5 protein-coding genes and 1 pseudogene are annotated in these 5270 nt (G+C 43.7%); 4 read left to right on the top strand and 2 right to left on the bottom strand.

The genetic code is table 11. The annotated features are described in order from the left end of the window. Positions 1 to 1036: proton extrusion protein PcxA (locus H6S82_RS17010; protein WP_191056455.1), on the top strand; the 1036-nt coding region annotated here is incomplete at its 5' end. Between the two features lie 60 nt (positions 1037 to 1096). Here the strand turns inward: H6S82_RS17010 and H6S82_RS17005 are convergent. Beyond that, positions 1097 to 1840, bottom strand: a complete 744-nt coding sequence (locus H6S82_RS17005) for an alternative oxidase (protein WP_190475182.1) — start codon at positions 1838 to 1840, stop codon at positions 1097 to 1099. Positions 1841 to 2158: 318 nt separating this feature from the next. Between H6S82_RS17005 and H6S82_RS17000 the strand changes: the two genes are divergently transcribed. Next, the gene (locus tag H6S82_RS17000; RefSeq protein WP_190475184.1) at positions 2159 to 2824 is read left to right on the top strand and encodes a triacylglycerol lipase; all 666 of its coding nucleotides are present in this window, start codon (positions 2159 to 2161) and stop codon (positions 2822 to 2824) included. On the opposite strand, the gene H6S82_RS16995 is transcribed toward H6S82_RS17000, so the two are convergent. Then, positions 2754 to 3185 carry a VOC family protein gene (locus tag H6S82_RS16995; RefSeq protein ID WP_190475186.1) on the bottom strand — a complete coding sequence of 144 codons (432 nt, stop codon included), beginning with the start codon at positions 3183 to 3185 and terminating at the stop codon, positions 2754 to 2756. The genes H6S82_RS17000 and H6S82_RS16995 overlap by 71 nt on opposite strands. Before the next feature lie 31 nt (positions 3186 to 3216). Here H6S82_RS16995 and H6S82_RS16990 point away from each other — a divergent pair, with 31 nt between their 5' ends. Further along, positions 3217 to 3981: a TIGR00297 family protein gene (locus tag H6S82_RS16990; RefSeq protein ID WP_190475188.1), complete on the top strand. Its 765-nt coding sequence runs from the start codon at positions 3217 to 3219 to the stop codon at positions 3979 to 3981. Between the two features lie 658 nt (positions 3982 to 4639). Then, positions 4640 to 5270: pseudogene (locus H6S82_RS16985) on the top strand (hypothetical protein); the annotation flags it as partial.

Genomic DNA, 5270 nt, shown 5'->3' with positions numbered 1-5270 from the left:
TTATGGGCTGGATGCTAGAGATAAACCATCGGTAATTTTAGAGAAACTTAAGTTTATCGATCGCATTGTTTCTCAATACACTCGCGAATCGAAAAAATCGCAACCGGAAACATCTTTATCCTTGGTAGTAGTCCCCGCCAAAAATGACTTGGCTTCCCAAGATTTTAGCTCAAACGATAAAAACGAACAAGTATATTTATCTAAATCCGATCTGGAAACCAAAATTAATGAAACTGCCACTGATAAAACAGGTGTTTTACCAAGATCGATTTTTAAAACATTGAATCGGCTCCAGAGAGAGTTAGACCCTCAATCAGAAGAAGAAGTCGTCAAAAAATTCCGCAAGTCCAAGGCAAAAACAGCAGTTTCTATTAAGTTTATTTTAATTTTAATCATAGCACCGCTGCTCACTTATCAACTATCTAAGATTTTTATAGTCGGCCCAATAGTAGACAAGTTGAGAGATGAGAATAAGGTCGATATTTTCATAAACCGCGATTTGGAAGAAGAAGCGCTGGGTGAGTTACAAGTATTTAAGGAAAGATTAGAATTTGAGAACTTGATTTTTGAAGTTCCGAAGTTTTCGGCAGAGGAAATAGAGGTAAAACTCAAAGAAAGAGCGCAGGAAATCGCCGAAGAATCTCGGCACGAAAGTGCTGATGCCATTAAAAATGTCTTTTCCGATTTACTGTCCTTGGTTGCTTTTGGTCTGGTGATATTTACAAGTCGTCGAGAAATCGCCGTTTTGAAATCTTTTATCGATGAGCTTGTGTACGGTCTCAGCGACAGCGCTAAAGCTTTCATTATTATTTTGTTTACCGATATATTCGTGGGATTCCACTCACCACATGGATGGGAAGTCCTGCTAGAAGGCATATCGCGACATCTGGGAATACCGGAAAGTAGACAATTTATCTTTTTGTTTATTGCTACATTTCCGGTGATTCTCGATACAGTATTCAAATATTGGATTTTCCGATATTTGAATCGCATATCTCCTTCAGCTGTTGCTACCTACAGAAATATGAACGAGTGAAAAAGTCAAATGTAGGGGCGGGGTCACCCCGCCCCTACATTCAACCAATAATTAAGTTTGTCAAAACAAAGTTGCTGGTTCTTTTTCAGCTGCTTCTTTTGCAAGCTTAGGCTCAGATTCTTCGACCTTATTTAGAGTTGATTCAGGCAAGAATTTAGCTGACGGGCTGTGGGGACTCATGAACGTTAGTTGGGCGTCCGCCTGCTGACAAGCTACCATCGTTTTAACGTGTTCCATCTCGTCATCCCGAATAGCGACGAAAACATCGTAAAGATTATCAATTTTGGGACGACGTTCTTCTGGGGGATGAGAAGTTTGGAATTCGTCAAACATATAAAGGTCGCCTTCGCGGTAGTAATTTATGGCAACCTGCGGTGCAGGTTCGGCTTTAAGTTGCTCCTCATATTCTTTGACGAACTTATCGTAAGTTTGGTAGGCGTGTTCTTCCACTAGCTGGGTAAAGTTATAAGCTGCGCGAGGAGAAATCATGAACACAACAACGAGAATCCAGTAGTAGAAAAAGGCTCCCGTGCGAGCAACAAAGCGGTCAATCCAGTATTTATTTCCGCCAAGCGACTCAATAATCAGCAAGTGATGCAATTCGTTCCAAGATTCTGCAAAGTGAACTTTGATCCAGTCAGCTTTGCGCCACCAACCCATGCTTTCATAAAGGTGAAGCACTGAAGTGTAGGCAAAGTAGGGAACGCGAGCAACTGTTTCCAAAACGAAAAATCGCGGATATAAACGGTTGCGGTAAAGTTTGTTGAGAACAAATTCTAAGAAATTGACTAGGAGTCGAATCATTTATTGTACTCCTTGTACATGAATACAGATGTGGGAATAAGGTGTGAAATGGAAGTGCGATCCGAATAGTAGTAGTGTTATAATGAAGAGGAGTATAAAATGGGAAATTTCACTACAATTTCAGAGAGCTTCCGGAGATTTATTCTTAACCCACATTTAGATTGTAACAAAATATTTACAGGGCGTGGTTAACGAATCTAACAGTTAACAAAGTGGCGAATGGGTTTGTGCCAGCGAACTGTGCGTCTGCTGGCGGTCATCTTGCCAAAGCGCTCGGTCTAAGCTGGATTCAGGTGATTAACTTTCGTTTAGGTTGATATGAAAAGTGAGAACGATCGCAACCCGGTGCTGTTAGTTCACGGTATTAACGATACCGGCGCAGTTTTTCATAGAATGGCTCCCTACCTGCTTCAGCAGGGTCGGTCTGTGTACGATCTCGATCTCATACCGAATAACGGTGCCAAACACCTAGATTATTTGGCACAACAAGTTGCAGATTTTGTCGCCAACACTTTCCCGCCAGGACAAGCTTTGGATTTAGTTGGTTTCAGTATGGGAGGAATTGTCAGCCGCTACTACGTGCAGCGGCTGGGAGGAATCGATCGCGTACAGCGCTTCATTACGATCGCATCGCCTCATCGCGGGACTTTGACCGCTTACGGTTCTCAACTACCCGGTTGCGTTCAGATGCGTCCTGGGAGCGAATTTCTGACTGATTTGAGTCGGGATGTCACCATGTTGGAACGACTCAACTTCACTTCCATCTGGACACCCCTGGATTTAATGATCGTGCCGGCGAATAGTTCTCAGCTGCCGGTAGGTAAAAATGTACAGGTATCGGTTCCTCTACATCCCTGGATGCTGACAGACTCCAGGTGTCTCGCCGTAGTTGGAGAAGCGCTAGGAGAACCTCTCAGACAGTATCGCCCACCTGTGCGTACTCCCGATCGCCAAAAATCGCCGACGCATGACAATAATATTTAAACTCCAGCAAGTTGTGGAACGGATCTTCTAAAAAGAAGGTGCGATGTTCGGTAGGTAAACCGGCAAATCGGCGTTTAGCCTCTTGATAAAAGGATAAGTTTTTCTGTTTCGCCCTTTCTAGCAGCGCTTCCCAGTCCGCTTCGGAAGTGAAAACCAATCCAAAATGTCTGGGATATATGCCTTTTTGAGGAGTCACAGCTTCTTTCGCGACGTGGGCAACGATTTGATGCCCGTAAAGGTTAAGAATTACCGAATTTGGCGTTTCGCGACCGATTTCGCAACCCAAACCATCAGCGTAGAATGCTTTTGTTTGGGTAATATCGGTGACGGGAAAGGCAAGATGAAATAAAACTTCGTTCATAGTTTCCTGTTTTCGCGGAGGCTGATAATAAATGCTCTCTACTATTTATGCTCTTAATCCCTGGCTGGTAGCGGTGGGATTAAATACGGTTTTGCTGGCGATCGCGTTTTTGGCCCCTAAAAAGTTGCTCACACCCGCAGGCTACTTGCACGCTTGGGTATTGGGCGTTTTGATTTGGGGAACGCTGGGATGGGAGGGATATTTGACGGTGATGTTCTATTTTCTGGTTGGATCTGCCGTCACCCGCATCGGTATGGCCCAAAAGGAAGCAGAGGGAATTGCCGAAAAGCGTTCTGGTGCGCGTGGGCCAGAAAATGTCTGGGGTTCGGCTTTTACGGGGGCGCTGTGTGCTTTAGCAACTCTTCTGCCTCTCCCCCCCTCTCCCACTCTTTATTTGCTGCGTTTGGGCTATGTCGCCAGTTTCTCTACTAAGCTTTCCGACACTTGCGCTAGCGAGGTGGGCAAAGCTTACGGTAAACGCACATTTCTAATTACTACTTTACAACCGGTAGCGCGGGGAACGGAAGGCGCTGTCAGTCTGGAGGGAACTTTAGCTGGGGTGGCGGGATCGATCGCGATCGCACTTGTAGGTTGGGGTGTCGGTTCGATCGACCTCCCAGGTGTCGGTTTGTGCGTGGTGGCGGCGTTCGTTGCCACTAATTTGGAAAGTCTGCTGGGCGCGACGGTACAAGGCAAGGTAGGCTGGCTGACCAATGAAGTTGTCAATGCTATCAATACTTTACTGGGTGCGATCGCAGCCATTCTGTTAGCTTTGGCGTTTGATTTAGCTCGCTAGAGTTCCAGAAACCCGGTTTTTTGGAAAAACCGGGTTTCTTTAATGGATATTTTGAATTTAAAATTATTAAACTACATCAAGTATAGCTGCAATTCCAGATAAATTGACCTACTTTCAATACAACACTTGCATATATATAGGTGCTACAGAGAAAATATAACGATAATTCAAGATTAGAGAGACCGGAAAGCCGATGATTTGAAGCTTTTATATTCATCTCGAAGTCATTACGTATACACTTAGAGTTTAAAAACGCTCAAAATTTTTTTCGCTGGACTTCCGTAAACAATCATGAGAAATTGTATTACTCAATAGAAGAGAAACAAACAGATTGAGATGGGTAAGACAAAACAAAATAATCTAGAGTTCCGGGAATATTTCTAATTCTAGATTTGGTTTCAATTTCCTGTCAATAATTCTGTAAATGCCTCAGAAATACCTCACAATCAAGGTATTATGAGTGGATGAGCATCGGCAAATATCATTCCCTCACAATTGCCAATTGCTAATAACCATTAAATTGGGTCAGATTCGGGAGAATTAATATCTGCTTTACGTCCAGATAATTATCTCCAAAAGCAGAAGTTCACCAACTAAGTGTTACCTGTCAATTTTTCACAAAATCACGATGTAATTGCAAATCTTCGGAGGAAATATCATGTCCGTTAATTTATTTGATGCCAATTTTTACCGCACTCTTTACCCAGACCTAGCTAGAGCTGGAATTACCACAGATGCACAATTGCGGCAGCACTTCCTGGATAGGGGGATTACCGAAGGGCGTCAATTCTCGCGGTTTGCAGATATCAACTACTATGCAACGAGTTATCCCGACCTCACCAACGCAGGGTTGACTAAAAACCAACTGTTTGGCCATATGGAACAGTTTGGGATCGGAGAGAAACGCCGACCTGGAGTTGTTTTTAACGCAGCTTACTACAGAGCTGTCAACACTGACTTAGCACAAGCTAATCTGACTGACGAGCAATTGGTGCAACACTACCAAAACTTTGGTCTCAAAGAAGGACGAGTTGCTTCAGAATTTTTCAATCCTACCGTCTACCTGAATAGCAATCCTGATTTAAAGGCAGCATTTGGTAATGACTTTGAAAAGGCTGAACAACATTTTCTCAGCAATGGTATTCGGGAAGGACGTACAAGTTCGCTACCGATTGCACCTGCAACAGATCCGGGAAATTTACCCAGCGTTTCATATGAATTAGGTACGCTGCTTACCCGTCCGACATTTGTTGATTCTGTGGGTACTCCCGACCCAGAGGACTATTACC

The sequence above is a fragment of the Planktothrix sp. FACHB-1355 genome, from assembly GCF_014748295.1.
In the GTDB taxonomy this organism is placed as follows: Bacteria; Cyanobacteriota; Cyanobacteriia; order Cyanobacteriales; family Aerosakkonemataceae; genus Aerosakkonema; species Aerosakkonema funiforme_A.
This window is presented reverse-complemented; position numbering and strand designations above follow the sequence as displayed.